General features: G+C 66.9%; 18 protein-coding genes. 9 read left to right on the top strand and 9 right to left on the bottom strand.

Annotation, left to right across the window (positions count from 1 at the left end):
* Positions 1 to 528 precede the first annotated feature (528 nt).
* Genes DND132_RS08550 through lptE form a run of 4 tightly spaced genes read right to left on the bottom strand, consistent with a single transcriptional unit; the run spans position 529 to position 2,997 of the window.
* On the bottom strand, positions 529 to 783 hold the full coding sequence (locus tag DND132_RS08550; RefSeq protein ID WP_337998564.1) for an acylphosphatase: 255 nt from the start codon (positions 781 to 783) through the stop codon (positions 529 to 531).
* An 18-nt stretch (positions 784 to 801) separates the two neighbouring features.
* Positions 802 to 1,491 (bottom strand): RadC family protein, encoded by a 690-nt coding sequence (radC, locus tag DND132_RS08545; RefSeq protein ID WP_014322323.1) that lies wholly within the window; start codon positions 1,489 to 1,491, stop codon positions 802 to 804.
* A 2-nt stretch (positions 1,492 to 1,493) separates the two neighbouring features.
* Entirely contained in the window at positions 1,494 to 2,489 is a 996-nt protein-coding gene (locus DND132_RS08540; RefSeq protein WP_014322322.1) for a DNA polymerase III subunit delta, read from the bottom strand.
* A 13-nt stretch (positions 2,490 to 2,502) separates the two neighbouring features.
* Positions 2,503 to 2,997, bottom strand: coding sequence for an LPS assembly lipoprotein LptE (lptE, locus tag DND132_RS08535; protein WP_014322321.1), 495 nt, complete (start codon positions 2,995 to 2,997; stop codon positions 2,503 to 2,505).
* Positions 2,998 to 3,338: 341 nt separating this feature from the next.
* Between lptE and DND132_RS08530 the strand changes: the two genes are divergently transcribed.
* The 6 genes from DND132_RS08530 to leuS all read left to right on the top strand — a co-directional run bounded on the left by DND132_RS08530 (position 3,339) and on the right by leuS (position 10,007).
* A complete protein-coding gene (locus DND132_RS08530) occupies positions 3,339 to 4,049 on the top strand; it encodes a glycosyltransferase family A protein (protein WP_238528367.1) in 711 nt (236 codons plus the stop codon).
* A 157-nt stretch (positions 4,050 to 4,206) separates the two neighbouring features.
* A complete protein-coding gene (locus DND132_RS08525) occupies positions 4,207 to 4,980 on the top strand; it encodes a GGDEF domain-containing protein (protein ID WP_014322319.1) in 774 nt (257 codons plus the stop codon).
* A gap of 239 nt (positions 4,981 to 5,219) precedes the next feature.
* Positions 5,220 to 6,431 (top strand): bifunctional 3,4-dihydroxy-2-butanone-4-phosphate synthase/GTP cyclohydrolase II, encoded by a 1,212-nt coding sequence (locus DND132_RS08520; protein WP_014322318.1) that lies wholly within the window; start codon positions 5,220 to 5,222, stop codon positions 6,429 to 6,431.
* Positions 6,432 to 6,507: 76 nt separating this feature from the next.
* A complete protein-coding gene (gene ribH, locus DND132_RS08515) occupies positions 6,508 to 6,975 on the top strand; it encodes a 6,7-dimethyl-8-ribityllumazine synthase (RefSeq protein WP_014322317.1) in 468 nt (155 codons plus the stop codon).
* A 3-nt stretch (positions 6,976 to 6,978) separates the two neighbouring features.
* On the top strand, positions 6,979 to 7,428 hold the full coding sequence (gene nusB / locus DND132_RS08510; RefSeq protein WP_014322316.1) for a transcription antitermination factor NusB: 450 nt from the start codon (positions 6,979 to 6,981) through the stop codon (positions 7,426 to 7,428).
* A 77-nt stretch (positions 7,429 to 7,505) separates the two neighbouring features.
* A complete protein-coding gene (gene leuS / locus DND132_RS08505; protein ID WP_014322315.1) occupies positions 7,506 to 10,007 on the top strand; it encodes a leucine--tRNA ligase in 2,502 nt (833 codons plus the stop codon).
* A gap of 1,095 nt (positions 10,008 to 11,102) precedes the next feature.
* Here the strand turns inward: leuS and DND132_RS08500 are convergent.
* From DND132_RS08500 to DND132_RS08480, 5 genes are all read right to left on the bottom strand, one after another.
* The gene (locus tag DND132_RS08500) at positions 11,103 to 11,768 is read right to left on the bottom strand and encodes a riboflavin synthase (protein WP_014322313.1); all 666 of its coding nucleotides are present in this window, start codon (positions 11,766 to 11,768) and stop codon (positions 11,103 to 11,105) included.
* A 69-nt stretch (positions 11,769 to 11,837) separates the two neighbouring features.
* Positions 11,838 to 12,650, bottom strand: coding sequence for a substrate-binding periplasmic protein (locus DND132_RS08495; protein WP_014322312.1), 813 nt, complete (start codon positions 12,648 to 12,650; stop codon positions 11,838 to 11,840).
* 83 nt (positions 12,651 to 12,733) lie between these two features.
* Entirely contained in the window at positions 12,734 to 13,867 is a 1,134-nt protein-coding gene (gene ribD / locus DND132_RS08490) for a bifunctional diaminohydroxyphosphoribosylaminopyrimidine deaminase/5-amino-6-(5-phosphoribosylamino)uracil reductase RibD (protein WP_148266968.1), read from the bottom strand.
* On the bottom strand, positions 13,839 to 14,297 hold the full coding sequence (locus DND132_RS08485; RefSeq protein WP_014322310.1) for a deoxycytidylate deaminase: 459 nt from the start codon (positions 14,295 to 14,297) through the stop codon (positions 13,839 to 13,841). Before DND132_RS08485 ends, ribD begins: the two co-directional genes overlap by 29 nt.
* Before the next feature lie 204 nt (positions 14,298 to 14,501).
* Positions 14,502 to 14,705, bottom strand: coding sequence for an FmdB family zinc ribbon protein (locus tag DND132_RS08480; protein WP_014322309.1), 204 nt, complete (start codon positions 14,703 to 14,705; stop codon positions 14,502 to 14,504).
* A 278-nt stretch (positions 14,706 to 14,983) separates the two neighbouring features.
* Here DND132_RS08480 and DND132_RS08475 point away from each other — a divergent pair, with 278 nt between their 5' ends.
* The 3 genes from DND132_RS08475 (at position 14,984) to DND132_RS18830 (ending at position 18,431) form a co-directional block, all read left to right on the top strand.
* Positions 14,984 to 15,490 (top strand): Spy/CpxP family protein refolding chaperone, encoded by a 507-nt coding sequence (locus tag DND132_RS08475; RefSeq protein WP_014322308.1) that lies wholly within the window; start codon positions 14,984 to 14,986, stop codon positions 15,488 to 15,490.
* A 156-nt stretch (positions 15,491 to 15,646) separates the two neighbouring features.
* Positions 15,647 to 16,465 carry a DUF4405 domain-containing protein gene (locus DND132_RS08470; RefSeq protein WP_014322307.1) on the top strand — a complete coding sequence of 273 codons (819 nt, stop codon included), beginning with the start codon at positions 15,647 to 15,649 and terminating at the stop codon, positions 16,463 to 16,465.
* A gap of 7 nt (positions 16,466 to 16,472) precedes the next feature.
* The gene (locus DND132_RS18830; RefSeq protein WP_014322306.1) at positions 16,473 to 18,431 is read left to right on the top strand and encodes a two-component system sensor histidine kinase NtrB; all 1,959 of its coding nucleotides are present in this window, start codon (positions 16,473 to 16,475) and stop codon (positions 18,429 to 18,431) included.
* The last annotated feature ends 1 nt before the right edge of the window (position 18,432 follow it).

Below are 18,432 nucleotides of genomic sequence, written 5' to 3'. Positions count from 1 at the left end.
TCCATTATTATGGTAAATCCACCCCTTTCGCCCTGGTGGGCGTCCCAAGGGGCTCCCCGCGGGGGGATGCCTCCGGCGGGCCCTCGCCGGGCGGGCGCCTCCGGCGGGCAGGGCGCCGCCCTGCACCCGCTCAAGGCCGAGGGCCTTGAGAATCCCGTCGCCTCGCTACGTTCGGGGCTGGACGCGGGGAGGGGGCGGGCTATGCGGGGGGATTGGCGGGGCGCGGGGAGGCGGTGTCCCGAAGGGTTCGCGCCTGGCGTCCACGGGCCCCGGAGGGCCGCCCGGCGCGAACCCTTCGGGACGTTTGCCTACGCCGCCGGGGAGGATGGCGGACAAGGAGATTCATCAGGGCGGCGTGTCGGGACGGTGGGGAGAGGAGGGGGGCTTCCGCGTTATGACCCCGCGAAGCGGCGATAAAAAGTTTAGGGGGGAGAAGGGGATGGGGGTCCGGGGGAAGGGGAAGAGGGGACCCTTTCCAAAGGGTCCCCTCTTCCCCTTCCCCCGGCCGCCGGAGGCATCCGCCGCGCGTCAGCGGCGCACGCTGAAGTCTGTGAGAGGGGTGTCGGTGGTGGTGCGGCGGGATTCGATGGTGGTGACGCGGGCGAGCGGGGGGCCTTGCCAGAGACGGTCTTCGAGTTGGTCGAGTTGTTGGTCGGTGCCGTGGGCCAGGACCTGGACGGCCCCGTCGGGCAGGTTGCGGACCCAGCCGGTGACGCCGAGGTCGCGGGCGGTTTCGCGTGTCCAGCCCCGGAACCAGACGCCCTGGACCTTTCCCCGGATCACGGCGGACAGCTCGCGCATCTAGAGCCTCCCGAACTCGTTGAAGCTGTAGTAGTCGTGGTCGGTGACGATGATGTGGTCGCGCACGGCGATGTCCAGGCTGGCGCAGGCCTCGACGACCTTGTCGGTCAGCAGGATGTCCGCGCCGGACGGGTCGCTGCCGCCGCCGGGGTGGTTGTGGACGAGGATGACGTTGGTGGCTTCGAGCTTGAGGGCGGCGGCCGCGATCTCGCGCGGGAAGATGGCCGTGGCATTGGTGGTGCCCTTGCTCATCTGTTCCCAGGCCATGACGCGGTTCTTGGTGTCCAGGAACACGGCCCAGAACTCCTCGGTGTCCTTGTGTCCGAGCCGGGCCATGGCCGCCCTGGCCAGGCTGTCGGGGCCGCTGACGGTCTGGCCGCGCCGGGCTTCGGCCTCGCCCAGGCGGGCGTGGAGTTCCTGGAGGAGCGCCCATTGGGACTGGACGGCAGGGCCGAGGCCCGTGATGCCGTCGAGCTGATCGGGCCGGGCCAGGACCGCCTCCTTGAGGGAGCCGAAGCGTTCGATGAGGGCCTTGGCCGGGGGCTTGGTGTCGCGGCGGGGCAGGGTCAGGGCCAGGAGCAGTTCGAGGATTTCGTAGTCGGCCAGGGAGCGCGGGTTGTCCTTGAGCCGGGCCTTGAGGCGCTGGCGGTGGCCGGTATAGTGCGGGGCGGTCTTGGGCGCATCGGGCATGGTCAGTACCGGCGGGCCTGGGTCTTGGGCTGGAACAGGTCGATCAGCCCGGCCATGAGCATGTCCAGGGCCTCCTCGTACTTGCGTTCGCCGGTCTTGAGGGAGAGTTCGGCCTCCATGGCCAGGTCGATCATGCGGGCGATGCCGCGCGCGCCGAGGCGCTTGGCCACCGGGGCCTTTTTCTGGAGCATGAACGGGCTGCCCGCGGCCTTGCCGCCGTGGGCCAGGAGCCAATACATGCGCGCCTGGCTGGCCAGGAAGCCGATCAGGTTGAAGAGCATCTGGTCCTTGGCGGATTTGTCGTGGTCGTCGAGGACCCGCTTCCAGACCGAGGCCTCGGCGCCGGGTCTGCCCAGCGCGTCCATGAGGTCGAAGAAGGGCATCTCGCCCGTGGGGGCGACCAGGGAGACGTGCTCCTTGCGCACGATCCGGTCGTCTCCGGCGGCCAGCTCCATCTTGTCCAGCTCCAGGCGGGCGGCCACGGCGTCCGTGGGCAGGGCCATGGTCAGGGCCTGGCCCGCGCCCGGCTCGAAGGTCAGCCCGGCCTTGGCGGCCCAGGCCTTGACGAAGTCGGTCAGGGAGCGCTGGTCCAGCCCGGCGGATTCCCAGACCCAGCCCGCGTCGCGCGCCTTCTTGTAGAGATTGCGCCGGGACAGGGCGGGCGGGATGGGGGCTTTCTTGGCCTTCCATTCCCCTTCGAGGCAGAAGATCGGGTAGACGTCGTCGCCCACCCCCCGTACCGAGGCGTCGAGCTTGTCCCACTGGTCCGCCTTGAGGGCGTGGGCGCGGCGCACGATGAGGGCCTTGGGTTGGGGGAAGAGGGACTTGATGGTCAGGTCGGTCCAGAAGGTCGGGGGCAGGGGCTCGTCGTCGTCCCCCCAGAAGGGCTTGAGCGCCCAGCCGTCCTGGCCGGACTGTTTAAGGCGCTCGTCGATCTGCCCCTTGATCAGCTGGGGGTCGGGGCAGATGAGAAAGAGGTATCGGGGGCGGTTGGCCATGGTCCTTCCGTGTCTAGTAGTCCTGGGTCATGCGGTCCGCCAGGACCTGGATGCCGCGCCGGGTGACCTCCATGTCCGCCTCCTGGCCGCTGCCGTAGTCGTAGGGCCAGTGCTCGGTGATGCTGCCCGAGTTCCAGAGCTCCGAGTCGTCCGTGGCGGACCGGATGGTCGCGTTGAAGCGGAAGACGGCCTCGGTCAGCAGGGTACGCTCGTCGGCATCCTCCACGGCGGTGGGCCGGTAGTAGCGTTCGACGTCGATGGTGATCAGGGCGTCGGCCTTGTCCTTGTCGTCCACCCAGGTGATGGTCCCGCGATTGTGCAGCTCGTCGCGCAGGAGTTTTCGCAGGCGCGGCTCGAGCCAGGCCAGGGTGGTCGGGTTGTGGATCTCGTCCACGGCCACGGTGCGGTACTGCGGGGCGAGCACCGAGGTGCCGCCCTCGCCGAAGGAATAGCCGCAGCCGGCCAGGGCCAGCAGCAGGAAGAGCGCCATGTATCGAAGCAGGGACATTGGTTTCTCCAGGGGTTCGATGATGCCGAACGATAAAGGGATTCGCGGCAAAGGTCCAGCCGCCCGGCGGCGGGGCCCGGAGGTGCGGGGCCGGTTGGCCCCGTCCGCCATGGAAGCTGCGTATCGGGCTGAAATTCTGATCGATCCCCAGACCGCGCGTCGTCGGCAACGGCAAATAAATGCCCGGTCGACCCTAAACAAAACGGGCCGTCCTCCGATACGGAGAAGGGAGCACCGGGACCTTTCCGGGCTTCGCGAAACGCATCACGAGGGGCGGCATCGCCCCGCCAACCCCCGCATGGACGCGGGAGGGAGACAACGCTATGGCCATGGACGGCGATATGCTGTTTTCTATCATAACGCCCACGGCCGGGAACCGGCCCAACGCCCTGCGCAACGCGGTGGCGTCCGTGGAGCGGGCGGCCCGGTTCGCCGGGCTGGCATGCAACCAACTGGAAATCCTCCTCGGCTTCGACGGGGTCCGGGGCGCGGCCCCGGACTGCGCCTACCCGGTGCGGACCTTCAGCCTGCCGGGCGACCGCAACCGGGGCTGCGGGGTGCGCGACACCCTGCTCAAGTTCTCGGGCGGCGAGAAGGTCATCTTCCTGGACGATGACAACGAACTCAAGCCGTGCAGCCTGAGCCGGTACCTCCGGCACCGGGACGCCGAGATGGTCATCGGGCGCATCGACGCCCAGCTCGCCCTGGACCAGCCCTGGCTGCCCGCCTTCGACGACGGGCCCCTGGTCCGGCCGGGCAACCTGGACCTGCTCTGCCTGTGCCTGTCGCGCAGCCTGGTGGTGGACCGCTGCGGCGGCTGGCGGCACGGTTCCGCTCCGGACTCCTGCCTGCGGAACATGGCCGAGTGGCGCCGCCGGGCGCGCAGCGTGACGGTCATCGAGGAGGTGGTCGGCATCTTCGACGCCGGACGCAGCCTGGACCGCGCGGCCCTGTCCTCGCGCCAGGAGGCCCTGCTGGACGGGCTCGTGTCCGGGCGCGCGTTTCCGGCCCGGCCCGTGCTCCGGTCCGCGCCGGGCCTGGCCCTGGCCTGACCCGGACCGCCGGGCCTGTTGCGACGGCCGTCCCGGCGGGCGGCCGTCATGACTTCGGACCTCCCGGCCGGGCCACGGCGGGGCGCGCCCTCTTTTCTTTTTTCGCGATCCGCGTAGAATGCGGTCACCCTATATCAGCGAACAAAGGAAGCCCCGCATGACCCAGACCAGCAAGAGCCTTCTGCGCAGCCAGGCGTGGCGGATTTTCCTGCTCCAGTGCGGCCTGTCCGTGGCCGTCGTCGTCCTTGCCCTGCTCCCGGTCTCCCTGCTTCCGGCCCGTTCCTGGGCCGTGGCCGCCCTGCTGACCGGCTCGATTCTGGTCCTGGCCATCGCCCTGTTCTGCGCCTCGCGGTTCATGCGTCTGCTGGAGGGGGCCAACGACAAGATCGCCGCCCTGACCACCCACGACGACCTGACCGGCCTGCCCAACCGGAACTGGTTCTTCGACCGGTTGGACCAGGAGATCAGCCGCGCCGGGCGGTACGGCAACAGGCTCTCCCTGGTCATGGTCGACCTGGACCGGTTCAAGGGGGTCAACGACGCCTTCGGCCATCCCCTGGGCGACCAGACCCTGGCCGAGGTGGCCCGGCTCCTGGCCGCCAACATCCGCGCCTCGGATGTGGCCGCGCGCTACGGCGGCGAGGAGTTCATGATCATCCTGCCCGAGACCTGCGCGGGCCAGGCCGCCCGGGCCGCCGAAAAGCTGCGCATGGTCGTGGAGGTCAACGACATCAGCCTGGAGGGCCCGGAGGTCAAGGTGACCATCTCCTGCGGCGTGGCCGACCTGGCCTCGGTCCGTCCGGGCCGGGGGACCCTGCGCGACGCGTTGGTCGCGGCGGCGGACCGGGCCATGCACCGGGCCAAGCTGAACGGCCGCAACCAGGTGGCCGTGCACGCGGTCGAGCACGAGCGCCAGCTGACCCTGGTCTGACCGGACGGGTGACGGCGTCCCGCGCGGCAGATCGCCCGCGGCGGGGGGGACGGCCGGAGCCGGACGCGGACCTTCCGTTTCATCGATTCTACAACCATCTGATATACATACGCTTTATCTGGGGAATTTTCCCCTTTCCCCGCGCAGCCATTTACGCTAAGTACATTGGTTCCCCGCCGGATGGCGCCGGGCGCGTATTTTCCGCGCCCATCAGGGTAAATCATCATCGAGGTAACAGCATGTCCCTTTGCAAGATCGAAGAAGCCATTGAGGATATCCGCCAGGGCCGCATGGTCATCATGGTGGACGACGAGGACCGCGAGAACGAGGGCGACCTGGTCTGCGCCGCCGAGGCGGTCACGCCCGAGGCGATCAATTTCATGGCCACCTACGGGCGCGGGCTCATCTGCCTGCCCATGTCCAACGACATGGCCGACGCCCTGGGCCTGGAGCTGATGACCAAGAAGAACGAGTCCGGCTTCGGCACCAACTTCACGGTTTCCATCGAGGCGCGCGAGGGCGTGACCACCGGCATCTCGGCCAAGGACCGGGCCACCACCGTGCTGGCCGCAGTGGCCGACGGGGCCGGGCCCGAGTCCATCGTCACCCCGGGCCACATCTTCCCCCTGCGGGCCAAGGACGGCGGCGTGCTGGTCCGCGCGGGCCAGACCGAGGGCGGCAGCGACATCGCCCGCTTGGCCGGGTTCAAGCCCGCCGCGGTCATCTGCGAGATCATGAACGAGGACGGGACCATGGCGCGCATGCCCGACCTCGAGAAATACGCCGCGAAGCACGGGCTGAAGATCTGCTCCGTGGCCGACCTGATCGCCTACCGCATGAAGTTCGACGGCAAGTCCGTGACCAAGGTGGGCGAGGCGCACCTGCCCACCCGCTGGGGCAACTTCGAGTCCGCGGCCTTCTATTCCGAGGCCGACGGCAAGACCCACATCGCCCTGTACATGGGCGACATCCACCCCGACCAGCCAACCCTGGTCCGGGTCCACTCCGAGTGCCTGACCGGCGACGTGTTCGGCTCCCTGCGCTGCGACTGCGGTCCCCAGCTCCAGGATGCCATGTGCATGATCCGCAACGAGGGCAAGGGCGTGCTCGTGTACATGCGCCAGGAAGGGCGCGGCATCGGCCTGGGCAACAAGATCCGGGCCTATCACCTCCAGGACCAGGGCCTCGACACGGTCGAGGCCAACGTCAAGCTGGGCTTCCCGCCGGACATGCGCGAGTACGGCACCGGCGCCCAGATCCTGGTGGCGCTCGGCGTGTCCAAGATGCGGCTCATGACCAACAATCCCAAGAAGATGGTCGGCCTGGAGGGCTACGGCCTGGAGGTGGTCGAGCGCGTGCCCATTGAGGTCGGCGCGTGCGAGCTCAACGAGCGCTACCTCAAGACCAAGCGCGACAAGATGCACCACCTCCTCAAGGTGGACGGGAAGTAAACGCCCCAAGTTGACTTTTGGGGAAGCGATAACATATTACACCGCTATATATTTCATACAGTAGGGAGAACAGAACATGTCCGTGAAGACCATCGAAGGACTGCTGGACGCCAAGGGACTCAAGATCGCCATCGTGGCCGCCCGGTTCAACGACTTCATCGTTGACCGCCTCATCTCCGGGGCCGTGGACTACCTGGTCCGCCACGGCGCGGCCGAGGACGACCTGACCCTGGTCCGCCTGCCCGGCGCCTTCGAACTGCCCATCGGTGCGCAGAAGCTGGCCCGGTCCGGCAAGTACGACGGCATCGTCGTGCTCGGCGCGGTCATCCGGGGCGCCACCCCGCACTTCGACTACGTGTGCAGCGAGTGCGCCAAGGGCGTGGCCCATGCCACCATGGAGTCCGGCGTGCCCATGGGCTTCGGCCTGCTGACCTGCGACTCCCTGGACCAGGCCATCGAACGGGCCGGTTCCAAGGGCGGCAACAAGGGCGTGGAGGCCGCGTCCGCCGTGCTCGAGACCATCCGGGTGTTGGAGCAGCTCTAGCCCATGACATCGAAATCAAAGGGCAATCGGCCCGGCATACGCAGGGTGGGGCGCACCCTGGCCTTTCAGGTGCTCTACTCCACGCATTTCCTAGACAAGGAAAACCCCCTGGACATGGACACCCTGTTCGACCTCAACCCCATGGTCGTCGAGCAGGAGTCCGAGACAGCGCGGGCCTTCGCCCGCGACCTGGTCCGGGGCGTGAGCGTGAACCTGCACGACATCGACAGGACCATCGAGGAACACTCCCAGCACTGGAAGATCGAGCGCATCGCCATGGTGGAGCTGTCCATCCTGCGCCTCTCCCTGTACGAGATGCTCTTCACCGACATCCCGGTCAAGGCGGCCATCAACGAGGCCATCGAGCTGTCCAAGACCTTCGGCGACGACAAGTCCCGCTCCTTCGTCAACGGCATTCTGGACGGCGTGGCCAAGACCCGGAACCGCAACTGACCGCCCCCACAACCCGGCGCGGCCCGGCCATCCGGCCCGCCTCCGGGGACGAAACGATCCAAGTAGGAAAGATCACCATGGCATTAGGCAAATATTCTCCCGAGGACATCGAGAAGAAATGGCAGGCCATCTGGAAGGAGTCCGGCTGCTTCCAGGTGGAGACCGACCCGTCCAGACCCAAGTACTACGTGCTGGAGATGTTCCCCTATCCGTCCGGCAAGATCCACATGGGCCACGTGCGCAACTACTCCATCGGCGACGTGGTGGCGCGGTTCAAGACCATGCAGGGATTCAACGTTCTGCACCCCATGGGCTGGGACGCCTTCGGCCTGCCCGCCGAGAACGCGGCCATCAAGCACGAGACCCATCCGGCCACCTGGACCTACCAGAACATCGCCGAGATGCGTGCGCAGCTGAAGCGGCTGGGCTATTCCTACGACTGGCGGCGCGAGATCGCCACCTGCCGCCCCGAGTACTACAAGTGGGAGCAGATGTTTTTCCTCCGGTTCCTGGAAAAGGGGCTGGCCTACCGCAAGGACTCCCCGCAGAACTGGTGCCCGACCTGCAACACCGTGCTGGCCAACGAGCAGGTCGAGGACGGCCTGTGCTGGCGCTGCGACACCGAGGTGGAGCAGAAGGACATGGAGCAGTGGTTCCTGCGCATCACCGACTACGCCGACGAGCTGCTGGCCGACCTCGACTCCCTGGAGGGCGGCTGGCCCGAGCGCGTGCTGACCATGCAGCGCAACTGGATCGGCAAGTCCTACGGCGCGGAGCTGACCTTCCAGGTCAAGGACATGGACGCGACCATCGACGTCTTCACCACCCGGCCGGACACCCTGTACGGCGCGACCTTCATGTCCGTGGCCGCCGAGCATCCCATGGTCGAGAAATTCATCGCCGACGCCCCGAACAAGGGTGAGATCGAAGCCTTCGTGACCAACATCCGGAACATGGACCGCATTAAGCGCGGGGCCGACGACCTGGAGAAGGAGGGCGTCTTCACCGGCAAGTACTGCGTCAACCCGGTGACCGGCAGGGACCTGCCCATCTACGTCGCCAACTTCGTGCTCATGGGCTACGGCACCGGCGCGGTCATGGCCGTGCCCGCCCACGACCAGCGCGACTTCGAGTTCGCCACCAAGTACAAGCTGCCCATGCAGGCGGTCATCAATCCGCCGGAACTCCAGGCCAAGGGCGAAAAGCTCGACGCCGCGAACCTGACCGAGGCGTACACCGCGCCCGGCTTCCTGATCCACTCGGGCGAGTTCGACGGCATGCCCAACGAGGACGCCAAGAAGGCCATCGTCGAGCACCTGGACAAGTCCGGCAAGGGCAAGATGGCCGTCAACTACCGGCTGCGCGACTGGAACGTCTCGCGCCAGCGCTTCTGGGGCGCGCCCATCCCGGTCATCTATTGCGACGACTGCGGCGTGGTCCCGGTGCCCGAGAAGGACCTGCCGATCCTGCTGCCCGAGAACGCCCAGGTGCGCAAGGACGGCAAGTCGCCCCTGCCGACCATGGAGGAGTTCGTCAACTGCACCTGCCCCAAGTGCGGCAAGCCCGCCCGGCGCGAGACCGACACCTTCGACACCTTTTTCGAGTCCTCCTGGTACTACATGCGCTACTGCGACCCGCGCAACGAGACCGAAGCCCTGGGCGCCGAGCACCTGAACTACTGGATGAACGTGGACCAGTACATCGGCGGCATCGAGCACGCCATCCTGCACCTGCTCTACTCCCGGTTCTTCACCAAGGCGTTGCGCGACTGCGGCTATGTCACCAACAGCGAGCCCTTCGCCAACCTGCTGACCCAGGGCATGGTCCTCAAGGACGGCGGCAAGATGTCCAAGTCCAAGGGCAACGTGGTCGACCCCAACGCCATGATCAACCAGTACGGCGCGGACGCCACCAGGCTGTTCATTCTCTTCGCCTCCCCGCCGGTCAAGGAGCTGGAGTGGTCCGACCAGGGCATCGACGGCGCGTACCGCTTCCTGTCCCGGCTGTGGCGGCTGGTGGAGGAGCTGGAGGACGTGCTCACGCCCATGATGCCCGGCTCCCACGACAAGCCCGCGAACGACGCGGCCAAGGGGCTGCGCTTCAAGGAGCACGACACCATCCGCAGGACCACCCGCGACATCGAGAACGAGTTCCAGTTCAACACGGTCATCGCGGCCATCATGGAGCTGGTCAACGAGCTGTACCAGGTCAAGGACGAGCTCAAGGAGACCGACCCGGCGGCCCTGTCCTCGGCCATCGCCACGGCCGTGACCCTGCTCTCCCCGGTGGCCCCGCACATCTGCGAGGAGCTGTGGGCCGCGCTCGGCCACACGGTCCACCTGACCGCCCAGCCCTGGCCGACCTTCGACGAGAAGGCCCTGGTCCTGGACGAGGTGACCCTGGTCGTCCAGGTCAACGGCAAGGTGCGCGGCAAATTCGAGGCCCCGAACAACGCCCCCCAGGCCGAGGTGGAGAAGCTCGCCATGGACCTGGAGAACGTCCAGAAGTTCATGGAGGGCAAGACGGTCCGCAAGGTCATCGTCATCCCCAACAAGCTGGTCAACATCGTGGTCGGCTAACCGCCGCCAAACGCGAATGAAAAAAGGGCCGGGAGGGTGAACCTCCCGGCCCTTTTTTCATTCGCGCCCGGCAGCGAGCTTAAGAGGGAGTAGCTTGTTGGTCGGGCCGCGCATCCGCGACCGGGCTTTGGGTTGTCCTCCTTACATTGTATTTCGCCTTTACGGCGACTTCCTTTCTTGCCGGCGCAGAAAAAAGGAAGCAAAAACTGCGCTTCGGTGCTGCCGCGCGCCGGCGGACCCAAGAGCCCGTAGGCGGCTCCCGCTGGTTGTGAGCGAATGTCTGCTGCGCAGACGCGCTCAAACCTGCGCTCCCGCCGCCGAACACGGGCTCTAGGGTCCGCCGCCGACTACCGCTCTCCGGGTGTGAGGGGTGGGCCAGGGCGGATTGCCGGGTACGAAGAGGGGCTAGCGCGGTTGGGGTGGGCCGCGCATCTGCGGCTATGTGCGGAGGAAATCCAGATGATGGGCTGGAGAAGGGACTGCATTCCCCTCCCATTTTTGGGGCTCTTCCAATATGAATTTACGTCTTTGGCCCGTATCCACAATTGAGAGCCTGCAAATCGCGCTGTTGGTGCGAGTAGGGTGCTTCAGGCACCCGATAGCGGCTCTCTGTCTCGCATTTCAGCCCGCTCCTTCGCGTCCAGCAGCACCTCTTCTCCGCACCGTCTCAGCCCTGGAGGGGGCGCGTAGAAGCCGACCGCGAAGGGGTGGCGGCTCTTGTCTTGCCGAAGCTCGGTTTTCCTCAAATGGGGCCATCCGGCTCCGGGAGCCGCACGATACTTTTGCTCAGGTGGAGCCGCCCCGAGCGGATCGGATTCTTGCGCCCCCTCCCCGGGCGGCCGCGTACCCCGCAAGGCCCTTTTTTTCGTCTATTTTTTTGGGCCAGCAAAAAAATGGACCCCGCCGGGAGGGCATGGAGCATCGTGCGGGCGCAGCCAGCACAGCGGCTCTCCTCGCAGGGCAAAAGGCTCTCGAAGCCTCTCCCGTCAGGACCACGTCTCCACGAAAACCGCCCTCTTTCTTCCCCAACAAAAAAGGCACGCCAAGGCGTGCCTTCTCCTGCCCCACCGCAGGGGGCTATCAAAAAAACTCCGGCTAGAAGCCGTTCTTCCGCAAAAACTCCATGGTGATGCCGCCGGACGTGCCGCCTCCGGCGGCGTCACCCCCGCCGGTCCACGGTTGGACCATCCGCTCCACATACTTGCCGATGACATCGGTCTCCATATTGACCTTGGTGCCGGGCGACCAGCCCGAAATGGTCGTCACCCGCTGCGTCTCGGGGATGATGTTGACCTCCAGCCAGGTGGGGGCGCAGGCGTTGACCGTCAGGCTGATGCCGTCCAGGGCCACGGACCCCTTGGGGATGACGTAGCGGCCGTGGGCCGCGTCGAAGGTCAGGCGGTAGATCTTCGATTCGCCCGCCGGGCGCACCTCGGCCACTTCGGCCAGACAGTCCACGTGCCCGGCCACCATGTGGCCGCCGAAGCGCTCGCCCAGGGCCAGGGCCCGCTCCAGGTTGACCGTGCCGCCGGGGCGCAGCCCGCCCAGGCTGGTCACGGACAGGGTCTCGCGGCTGGCGTAGCAGGTGAACCAGTGGTCGCCGAAGGTCTCCACGGTCAGGCACACGCCGTTCACGGCGATGGATTCGCCCAGTTCGATGTCGTGCAGGTCGAACAGGGCCCGGATGCGGAAGCGCGTCTCCGAGCCCCTGGCCTCGGCGGCCTCGATGCGGCCCATGCCCAGTATCAGTCCGGTGAACATGGAATAACTACCTCGTTTTGTTGTTCGGCCCCGTTGTAGCAGGCCGGGGGGCGGGTGTAAATCCGGGCGCTAGCGCAGGTAGGCGTCGAGCAGCCGTTGGTAGGCGGGCCGGGCCTTGACCCGGTCCAGGGCGGCCTGGAAGGCGGCCACCACTTCGGCGGGCGTGTCCGCGCGGAAGGCGTAGTAGACCGGCGTCTCCCGCAGGACGTAGACGGTCTCGAACGCATCGGGGTCCAGATCGTGGCGGGCGGCGATCTTGCGCCAGGAGGTCTCCTCGTAGGCCACCAGGTCCAGGCGGTTGGTCATCAGCTTGCTGATGTTCTGGTGCATGTGGGCCACGGGCTGGATGCTGGCCGTCCCCCGGTAGTCGGCGAGCAGGGTGTCCGAGATGTCCTCGCGCAGGGTGCCCACGGAAAGCCCCTTGATGTCGTCCAGGCTGTCCATGCGGACGTGGCGGTCCTTGCGGGCGATGAGCGCGAAGCGGACCTGGGCGATGGGACCGGCCCAGCGGAAGGCGTGCTCGCGCTCCGGGGTCCGGGCCATGCAGAAGAGCACGATGCCGGGCTCATGCTCCATGCGCTCGAAGGCCCTGGCCCAGGGCATGGACTCGATGGTCTGCGGGGGAATGCCGAGCTCGTCCCAGACCATGCGCAGGAGGTCCGCCGAGACCCCCTTGATGCGGCCGTTCTCGGTGTAGTTGAACGGGTAGTATTCCTCGGTCAGCCAGGTGTAGCCCATCAGCGCCACGGCCGGGGAACCGGCCCGGCCCGTTGCCGGGAGCAGGAGCAGGGCGCAGAGGAGCAGGGCCGCGAGGGGGCCGGGACGCGATGCGCCGGGCGCGTTGGCGGAGGGATGGGCGGAAAAAGGTTGACGGGCGGGCATGATCCGACCTGTAGCAGGAGAAGCCGTGGCTGTAAATCGGTTAACCCGTTCGGGACAGCGGGTGACCGCCGACGGCGGGGGGGCTAGCGGCGGCGCAGGGTGAGCATGATATCCGTGCCCACGGGCTCGAAATCGGCGATGCGGAAGTCCAGGGCCTCGGCCATGGGCACGTTGTCCCGGCCGGAGTAGGCCGACGGGGCGGCATCGTCGCCCAGGATGCGCGGGGCCACGAAATGAACGAGCTCGTCGGCCAGTCCCTGCTCGATGAGGGCCAGGGCGAACCGGCCGCCGCCCTCGCACAGGGTGTAGTGGCAGCCGCAGTCGTAGCGCAGCCGCTCGAAGCCGCAGGCCAGGACCAGGGAACCGGCCCGGCCGGGCATGGGCCAGACCGAGGTGCCGCGCCGTCGCAGGACGTCGGCCTGGGGGCTGTGGGCCGCGGTCTTGGAGGTCATGAAGATGGCCCGCTCCGGCCGCTCGCGCAGCAGGGTGAAGCGGCTCGGGTCGTCGGGCAGGCGCGAGGTCACGATCACGCCGAAGGGCTGGACGAAGTCCGGGGGCAGGTCCTTTTTCCGGCAGGTCAGGCTCGGGTTGTCGGCGTAGAAGGTGTTGCCGCCGACGATGACCGCTCCGGCCAGGGCGCGCAGGTCGTGGACCCGGGCGAGGGACTCGGGGCAGGACACCGGCTCGGGCCTGCGCGCGGCGGCCGCGATCTTGCCGTCCAGGGTGGCCGCCATCTTGACGATGTTGTAGCAGGAGTGGGTGTTCTGCCAGAGCAGGAAGTCGGCGATGAGGTCCCGGCAGGGCTGTTCGAGCACGCCCACGGTGACCTCGATGCCGTGGGCGCGGAGTTTCTCCACGCCGCCCGCGGCCACCGGGTTGGGGTCGCGGGTGCCGACGAAGACCTCGGCCACGCCCGCCTCGATGAGGGCCTCGGTGCATGGCGGGGTCTTGCCGTGGTGGTTGCACGGTTCGAGCGTGACGTACATGGCCGCCCCGCGCGGGTCCACGCCCTTGCGCCGGGCGTCGGCCAGGCACTCGCGCTCGGCGTGGAGCCTGCCGAATCGGGTGTGCCATCCCTCGGCCACGATGACGCCGTCGCGGACCAGCACGGCCCCGACGCACGGGTTCGGGGCCGTGGCCCCCCGGCCGCGTCCGGCCAGTTCCACGGCCCGGGCCATGAAGCCCTCGCTAGCTGAAGTCGCCTTCCATGAAGACATGGTTCACTCCGGCTTCCTGAAGCATGGCCTCGGACAGCTCGTCGGGGTAGTTTTCGGAATAATAGATGTTCTGCACGCCGCAGTTGATGAGCATCTTGGTGCACAGGATGCAGGGCTTGGTGGTGCAGTAGATGTCGCACCCCTTGAGGTCCAGGTTGTTGGTGGCCGCCTGGATGATGACGTTCTGTTCGGCGTGCAGCCCCCGGCACAGCTCGTGCCGTTCGCCCGAGGGGATGCCGAGCTGGTCGCGCAGGCAGCCGACCACGTCGCAGTGGGCGATGTTGGTGGGCACGCCGTTGTAGCCGGTGGCCAGGATGCGTTTGTCGCGCACGGCGATGGCCCCCACCGCGCGGCGGGTGCAGGTGGAGCGCTGGGCCACCAGGTGGGCGATGCGCATGAAATATTCCGGCCAGGGCAGTCTGTTGGACATGGGGTGCCTCGTGCGTTCGAAGTGGAGTTCGTTCGGACCACCTATCACTTCTCGCCCCGAAAGGAAACGTCCGCCCCCCATACCGCCTCGCGGCGGGCTTCCGGACCTGGATCCTTTTTCGTCGCGCAAAAAAACGGCCGCGCGAACGCGGCCGGGGGGTCGTGAAAATGGTGCGCCCCGACCGGGGCGCGTGGGTCAGATGCCTCAGCCGCCGCCCGAGCCGCAGCTCGATCCGTGCAGGGCGTCGAGGTTGGGCCCGCCGCCGTCCACCTTGGTGGCGCAGGCGCTCATGAGTTTTTCCGTCTCCGTGGACCCGCACTTGGGGCAGACCACGGGTTCTTCGGCATTGAACACGAGTTCCTCGAATTCGCGGCCGCACTGTTTGCAGACATATTCATAGATGGGCATGATCGTGCCTCCAGGTCCCATATGGTTGGTCGATGTGCTGTAGGTTGTGCCGGACAGCGGTTTTGTCAAGGGACGACCCCTTGCACTTTGCACTAAATGTGTGCAAAATACATGCAGAAAATTGCACAAAAATGTTTGAATGGGTGGGAATTGTAACAAAAAATATCATGCTATTTCAATCTGTTGCGAGTTTGGCACGGCGCGTGCTTAATGGTGGGCAAGAAGATCACACACTCTCTTCTTCGTTGCATGAAAGATTAACCCCCAGGAGGCAACCAATGTCCAAGAAGCAAGTTTCCATCTCCGCCCTGGCGGCGGTACTCGTCCTGAGCATGGCCGCGTTCGCCGTGGCCGGTCCCGGTCAGGGCCGCGGCTACAACGGCGTGTGTCAGGGCTTCGGCCCCGGCTCCGGTCCGGGCGCGGCCTACAGCCAGCTGACCCCCGAAAAGCAGGCCGAGGTCAAGGCCGTCTTCGACAAGTACGAGCCGCAGTTCGAGGCCGTGCGCAACCAGATGTGGGCCAAGCGGTCCGTGCTCCAGGCCATGGTCAACGGCGGCAACGCCGACGAGAAGGCCATCACCAAGCTGGTCAACGACATCTCCGAGCAGCGCAACAAGATGCGCGACCTGCGCGTGGCCATGTCCGATGAGCTGGTCAAGACCACCGGCATCGCCGCCTTCGGCACCTGCCCCGGTCCCGGCTACGGTCGCGGCTTCGACGCCGACGACGGTCCCGGCCAGGGTCGCGGCATGTACGGCCGCGGCATGGGTCGCGGAATGTACTAGGTCGTTGAACTCAAGCGATATTTCCGATAACCCGGAAAACAGGATATTGCGGGACAGACGGCGTGGGGTCGTCTGTCCCGCAAATGATCATCTGCAGGCAATGGCGGGCATGCAGGGGATTAGCGGCAACGCTTCACTTTTCGAGGAGGTCCTTGGATGTTCCGGAAAATCACGTCCCTCACCGCGCTTCTTTCGTTCCTCGTCACGCTCATTACCAGCGTGATCCTCTACATCGTCCCCGAGGGCCGCGTGGCCTACTGGGCCGACTGGCACCTGCTGGGCATGACCAAGACCCAGTGGGGCGACGTGCACACCACCGTGGGCACCCTCTTTCTCATCGCCCTGATTCTGCATATCTGGCTCAACTGGAAGCCGATCATGAACTACATGAAGAACCGGGCCCGCGAGCTGGTGGTCATGACCACCCCCATGATCGTCAGCTTCGTCCTGGTCTTCCTGGTCTTCGCCGGCACCCTCGTCGGCCTGCCGCCCATGAGCACGCTGCTCGACTATGGCGCGCAGATCAAGGAGGACGCCACCGAGACCTACGGCAACCCGCCCTACGGTCACGCCGAGACCAGCCCGCTGAAGAAGTTCTGCGGCTTCCTCGGCCTGGACGTGGACAAGGCCCTGGCCGCCCTGCACGAGGCGGGCTTTGACCCGTCCATCAACGGGGAGACCCTGGTCAAGGACATCGCCCGGTCGCGCAACATGAGCCCGCAGCACGTCTACGACATCATCCGCGCCAAGCAGGGCGGCGATCCCTTCGCCCTGATGCCCGTCCAGCCGCCCGAGGGCACCGGCAAGCTCACGGTGGCCGTCGTGTGCAAGACCTACGGCCTGGAATTGGAAGAGGTCCTGGCCCGGCTCAAGGGCGCGGGCATCGACGCCACCCCGGAGAGTTCCTTCAAGACCCTGGCCTCCGAGCACGACATGTCGCCCAAGGACATCTACGCCATAGTCAGGGGTCAGTAGCTCGGTCATGGAGGTTGTCCATCCGGAAGGCAGGGAGAAGGGTCCCCTGGTCGCCCTGGTCCTGGCGCTCATCGTGCTGGGACTGGGCAGCCTCTACCTGACCTGGCAGTCCATCGCCCAGCAGCGCAAGATTGTCGAGGACCACATGGTCATGACCGGCAACTCCATCCTGCGCGGCGTGGACAACAACATCTTCCGCATCGCCAGGACCCTCCGCATGGGCGGCCAGTCCTCGGCCCTGTTCCGGACCATGACCGAGGAGCTGTTCACCGAGCTGGCCAAGTCCGAGGACATCGAGTTCGTCACCCTGTTCGACAGGGCCGGGCATCCCATCGTGACCTCGGTCAAGAAGGACAACCACCCCATCTTCCAGCTGCCCGACGCCGTGGCCGAGGACATCGAGCCCGGCCGCGCCTGGCACGTCATGGCCGAGGTGGACAAGACCAGCGTGCTCCTGTCCGGGCTCCAGGTCCGCGCGGGCATCGCCTCGCTGCTCGGGGTGGAGCCCGAGGCCGGGTCCCAGGAGCGGGGCCAGGGCCGCAACGGCATGGGCCGGGGCATGGGCCCGAACATGGGCTCGAACATGGGCTCGAACATGGGGCCGGGCATGATGTTCGACGACGACGCCCAGTCCAGGGTCTACCTGGTGGTCGGCCTGAACGCCGAAAAGCACATGCGCCAGTTCCGCCAGTACCGCCAGGCCGCCACCTACCAGACCGGCTACGTCTTCTTGGCCGCCGTGGTTCTCTGGTCCCTGGCCTTCGCCTACCTGCGCCGCCGGGGCGCGAGCCGCAAGCTCGTCCGCCTGGAACGGTTCCAGAACAAGCTCCTCGACAACATGCCCGACGGCCTGGTCACCCTGGCCGAGGACGGCGAGATCCTGGCCGCCAACCGCTCGGCCCTGGAGCTGCTCTCCCCGGTGCCGCAGGCGGAGCCCGACGACGGGCCCGGCCCGGAGGCCGCCCCGGAAGCGGGCGACAAGGCCGAGACCGCCAAGCGGGACAAGGGCGGGAAAAAGGGCGCGGACAAGCCCGTGCCGCCCGAGATCGTCGGGGCCAACTGGCGGGACTTCGACTTCGGCCGCCAGACCAGCGAGACCCCGCCGTCCGGGCCGGTGGACTGGGAACAGTTCGACTACCAGGGCCGCCAGCTGGAGATCCTCTTTCTGCCCTTCCTGGAGCATGACGAGGACGAGGCCCCGGAGCAGGCCCAGCGGTTGGTGCTCATCCGCGACCGCACCGAGATTCGCTCCCTGGAGGAGGACCTGAACGAGGCCAAGCGGCTGGCCGCCATCGGCTCCCTGGCCGCGGGCGTGGCCCACGAGGTGCGCAACCCGCTGTCCTCCCTGCGCGGTTTCGCCCAGCTCTTCGCCACCAAGCTCAAGGGCCAGGCCCCGCTGGACCAGTACGCCGCGGCCATGGTCCAGGAGGCGGACCGCCTCAACCGCGTGGTCACGGACCTGCTCTACCTGGCCAAGCCGCGCCGGCTGGACCCGATGTTCATCGACATGTTCAAGGCCGGGGACTCCCTCCGGCAGCTCATGCGCTTCGACTTCGAGGACAAGCAGATCGAGCCGGAGTTCGACTTCGGGCCCGAGCCGGTCTGGGCCGATCCCGACGCGCTCCGCCAGGTCCTGCTCAATCTCATTTCCAACAGCCTGGACGCCCTCAGGGGATGCGCCGACTGCGACAAGCCTAGCCACGTGCGGCTGGTCTCCATGCGCGGCCACAAGGGCACCTGGATCATCGTGGCCGACAACGGACCGGGCATGGACCCGGAGATCCGCGACGACGTGTTCAAGCCCTTCGTCACGGGCAAGAAGACCGGCACCGGCCTGGGGCTGGCCATCGTCCAGAACATCATGCGCGCCCACAAGGGCCGCGTGATCATCGAATCCGAACCGGGCCGGGGGACCGAGATGAAGCTGTTCTTCCCCGATCCGCTGCCCACGGCAGACAAGGAATAGC

It is taken from the genome of Pseudodesulfovibrio mercurii, from assembly GCF_000189295.2.
Taxonomy (GTDB): Bacteria; Desulfobacterota; Desulfovibrionia; order Desulfovibrionales; family Desulfovibrionaceae; genus Pseudodesulfovibrio; species Pseudodesulfovibrio mercurii.
Note: the sequence above shows the minus strand (reverse complement) of the source record. Positions and strands in the feature narration are given on the sequence as shown.

Coding starts and splice junctions, on each gene's coding strand:
- DND132_RS08470 (WP_014322307.1), top strand. CDS start 15,647: ATGTTCCGGAAAATCACGTCCCTCACCGCGCTTCTTTCGTTCCTCGTC.
- ribD (WP_148266968.1), bottom strand. CDS start 13,867: ATGTCTTCATGGAAGGCGACTTCAGCTAGCGAGGGCTTCATGGCCCGG.
- radC (WP_014322323.1), bottom strand. CDS start 1,491: ATGCCCGATGCGCCCAAGACCGCCCCGCACTATACCGGCCACCGCCAG.
- nusB (WP_014322316.1), top strand. CDS start 6,979: ATGACATCGAAATCAAAGGGCAATCGGCCCGGCATACGCAGGGTGGGG.
- DND132_RS08500 (WP_014322313.1), bottom strand. CDS start 11,768: ATGTTCACCGGACTGATACTGGGCATGGGCCGCATCGAGGCCGCCGAG.
- DND132_RS08540 (WP_014322322.1), bottom strand. CDS start 2,489: ATGGCCAACCGCCCCCGATACCTCTTTCTCATCTGCCCCGACCCCCAG.
- DND132_RS18830 (WP_014322306.1), top strand. CDS start 16,473: ATGGAGGTTGTCCATCCGGAAGGCAGGGAGAAGGGTCCCCTGGTCGCC.
- DND132_RS08480 (WP_014322309.1), bottom strand. CDS start 14,705: ATGCCCATCTATGAATATGTCTGCAAACAGTGCGGCCGCGAATTCGAG.
- DND132_RS08520 (WP_014322318.1), top strand. CDS start 5,220: ATGTCCCTTTGCAAGATCGAAGAAGCCATTGAGGATATCCGCCAGGGC.
- DND132_RS08525 (WP_014322319.1), top strand. CDS start 4,207: ATGACCCAGACCAGCAAGAGCCTTCTGCGCAGCCAGGCGTGGCGGATT.
- DND132_RS08485 (WP_014322310.1), bottom strand. CDS start 14,297: ATGTCCAACAGACTGCCCTGGCCGGAATATTTCATGCGCATCGCCCAC.
- DND132_RS08530 (WP_238528367.1), top strand. CDS start 3,339: ATGCTGTTTTCTATCATAACGCCCACGGCCGGGAACCGGCCCAACGCC.
- DND132_RS08475 (WP_014322308.1), top strand. CDS start 14,984: ATGTCCAAGAAGCAAGTTTCCATCTCCGCCCTGGCGGCGGTACTCGTC.
- lptE (WP_014322321.1), bottom strand. CDS start 2,997: ATGTCCCTGCTTCGATACATGGCGCTCTTCCTGCTGCTGGCCCTGGCC.
- leuS (WP_014322315.1), top strand. CDS start 7,506: ATGGCATTAGGCAAATATTCTCCCGAGGACATCGAGAAGAAATGGCAG.
- ribH (WP_014322317.1), top strand. CDS start 6,508: ATGTCCGTGAAGACCATCGAAGGACTGCTGGACGCCAAGGGACTCAAG.
- DND132_RS08495 (WP_014322312.1), bottom strand. CDS start 12,650: ATGCCCGCCCGTCAACCTTTTTCCGCCCATCCCTCCGCCAACGCGCCC.